Genomic DNA, 2,980 nt, shown 5'->3' on the forward strand with positions numbered 1-2,980 from the left:
GGGCGGCGGCAATGGCGGCAACCCCTTCCACCCCGTCGTCCTCGTCCCCACCCTCTATGGCTCCATGCAGCTGACGGACCGTCTCTGGGCCGGGCTCGGCGTGAACGCGCCCTTCGGCCTGGTGGTCGATTATGACGACGGCTGGTTCGGCCGGTACGACAGCAGCCGGTCCGTCGTGAAGACCTACAATGTCCAGCCCTCGCTGGCCTGGAAGCTCGACGACCGCTTCTCGATCGGCGGCGGCGTCAGCATCCAATATATCGAGGCGGACCTGCAGAATGCCCTGCCCAACCTTTCGCCGCTGCTGGCCGATGGCGCGGCGCGCGTGAAGGGCGACGACATCTCGCTGGGCTGGAACATCGGCGGCCGCTTCGAATCCGGCCCCGTCGCCGTCGGCCTCCATTATCGCTCGCAGGTGAAGCACCGGCTGAAGGGCCAGTTCAGCGTGGGCGGCCTGCTCGGCCCGCTCTCCGGCTCCAACGGCGAGCAGGATGCCCGCGCACCCATCACCCTGCCCGACAGCCTGTCCGCCTCCGCCGTCTTCACCGCCGGGGCGCGCACGCGCCTCCTCGCGGGCTGGGAATGGACCAACTGGTCCGTGTTCGATGCGATCCGCATCCAGACGGTGAACGGGGCGCCCATCAGCACCTCGCCCCAGAACTACAAGGACAGCATGAGCCTCCATCTGGGCGGCGAACAGGAGCTGTCCGACCGCTGGACGGTGCGCGCGGGCTTCGCCACCGATTCCACCCCCACGGTCGATGCCTGGCGCACCAGCCGGGTGCCCGATGGCGACCGCACCTGGCTCACCGCCGGCGCCAGCTGGAAAGTCTCCGACAGTCTGGAGGCCCGCTTTTCCTATGCCCATGTCTTCGTCACGACCGAACAGCTCGACCGCGAGGATGATTTCTATGCCGGCTCGCCGGCCGCCATCGCCAGCCGGCTGCGCTCGGAAAACCGGGGCAATGTGGACATGATCGGCGCCGACCTCACGGTCCGCTTCTGAACCAGCTTCAATAAACCCACTGGATGCGGGTCAGCAGGCTGTGGGTGCGGCCGGTTTCCCCGAACCGGTCCAGCCACACATGCCCCCACAGCAGCCCGGCCTTCCAGCGGGTCGTCGCCCACCAGTTCACGCCCGCCTCGATCCGGTCATATCGGCCGCCGCGAACCGCGCCCCCGTTCAGGTCCACCCGCGCATAGCGGGCGACCAGTTCGGGCGCGCCCCAGCGCTGCATCGGCACCACCCGTTTCACGACCCCCTTCGTCCGGTCATATCCGCGCCGCTCGCCCGTCAGCATCCAGCTGCCCAGCACATAGAAACCGTGGAACGAGGGGTTCCCGGCCTCCGGCGCGTCGGTCCAGGCCTGCACATATTCGCCCAGCAGCAGCAGCGGGCCGTCCGCATATTGCCCCTCGAACCCCAGGTGGGTGGCGGCGCGCGCCGGAAAATCGCCCGTGTCCACGAACTCGTCGGCCGCCGCCACGCCCGGCCGGCCGCGATAGCGGGTCGTCGCCCCCCTGTCGGCGCGGCGGATGCCCACCCCCAGATGCAGGGACCGCCCGGCGTCCGGCGCGTCGATCAGCAGCCGCGTGAACCGCGCCGAAACCGACGCCTTGCCGTCGCCTTCGCCCCAGCTGTCGCGGAACAGCCCATAGGACAGCGTCATCTCGTTCGCCCGGCCCAGCACATGCGTCACCTTCGCCCCGAAGTTCACCGGCGACACGAAGGGGGAAATCTGCCGCTCGCTCTGCGGCAGGATGTTGGTGGAGGCGACGACCTCATAGCCGAAGTCCTCGCGCATCTGGCCCAGGCTCACCTTTGTCCGCACGGCGGGGATCGCGAACGAGACGTTGAAGTCGCTGATCGCCCAGGTCTGCTCCGGATCGACATCGAAGCCGTTGTAGTCGATCCCCAGCTTGTACGAGAGGCGCAGCCCCGGCCCGAACTCGCCCGCCAGCTCGATCGCCGCGCTGCGCACCTCCGCGCCCCCCGCCTGCCGCCCCACCTGCGCCTCGCTCGCGCCATCCTGCCGGAACCCGGTCAGATCCAGGATCAGCTCCACCCCCGGCCGCGCAGTGGCGAGCGGGGTTTCCAGTTCCGGCAGCAGGCGCGCGTCCGGCTTCAGATCCGGAACGGCATAGTCCGGAAGTTCCGCGCGCGGCCCACCCGGCTCCAGCTCCAGCGTCGGCCGGATGGGAATGCGCCAGTCGCCGGCGGCAGCCGGCGCGGCCGACAGAAGGGAAAGCGCGGCAACGGCGGCCCCGGCAAAGGGCCGCCGGCCGCCGGCGCGCCTCAGAAGCCGACCTGCACGAAGATGGATGGCCCATTGAACTGGTAGTTCACCTTGCCGTTCCAGTCATCCTTCTTCACCCGCACCCGGTAGTTCACCAGCCGGTAGGACAGGCCCACATCGATGTTCTTGTGGATGGAATAGGAAACCGACGTCTCGGTGTTGATCAGCCGGCCGGAATAATCATCGATCGTCAGCGAGAGCCAGTCGAGGCGGGCGTTCACCTGCACCTTTTCCGCCGGGCGCGCGTTCAGGAAGGCGCCGACTGTCGGCAGCGGCGCAAAGACGGAGCGCGTTTCGGATCGGAACTGCCCCGGCGTCCCGTTCACCGTTCCCTCGCCTTCGATATAGAGGCTGAAATCGGTGCCGTGGAACCCAAGCGCCAGCCCGATTTCCAGGTTCGGTCGCTGGAACAGCCGGTTGCCGATGGTGAAGCGGAAGATGTCGCTGTCGAAGCCGGAGGAAATGTCGGCGTTCACCGGAAACACCGTGTCGCCCACCGTCAGATCCCGGTCAATGGACCAGGTGGTGTCCCGGCCCAGCGTGTAATATTCGGCGTTGGGCTCTGTTGCAAAGATTGGCGGCAGTCAGAGGTAGGCTGTCGCTCTGCGCCGATCAGGCGGCTGCTGCGAAATGGTGGTTGAGCATGCCCATGGCCTCCGTCAGCGCCGAGGGCCCAATGCCAA

The 2,980-nt window shown here is 67.9% G+C and carries 3 protein-coding genes; 1 reads left to right on the forward strand and 2 read right to left on the reverse strand.

The window, feature by feature from the left end:
* A partial coding sequence (locus ACE3O8_RS13300) for an OmpP1/FadL family transporter (protein ID WP_374390507.1) occupies positions 1-1,006 on the forward strand: 1,006 nt, incomplete at its 5' end.
* Positions 1,007-1,013: 7 nt separating this feature from the next.
* Here ACE3O8_RS13300 and ACE3O8_RS13305 read toward each other — a convergent pair.
* The gene (locus ACE3O8_RS13305; protein WP_374390509.1) at positions 1,014-2,066 is read right to left on the reverse strand and encodes a porin; all 1,053 of its coding nucleotides are present in this window, start codon (positions 2,064-2,066) and stop codon (positions 1,014-1,016) included.
* Positions 2,067-2,296: 230 nt separating this feature from the next.
* Complete coding sequence (locus tag ACE3O8_RS13310) at positions 2,297-2,794, reverse strand: hypothetical protein (protein WP_374390511.1); 498 nt, start codon at positions 2,792-2,794, stop codon at positions 2,297-2,299.
* Positions 2,795-2,980: the final 186 nt, after the last annotated feature.

Origin of the sequence: Sandaracinobacter sp. (assembly GCF_041909755.1) — a bacterium.
GTDB lineage: Bacteria > Pseudomonadota > Alphaproteobacteria > Sphingomonadales > Sphingomonadaceae > Sandaracinobacteroides.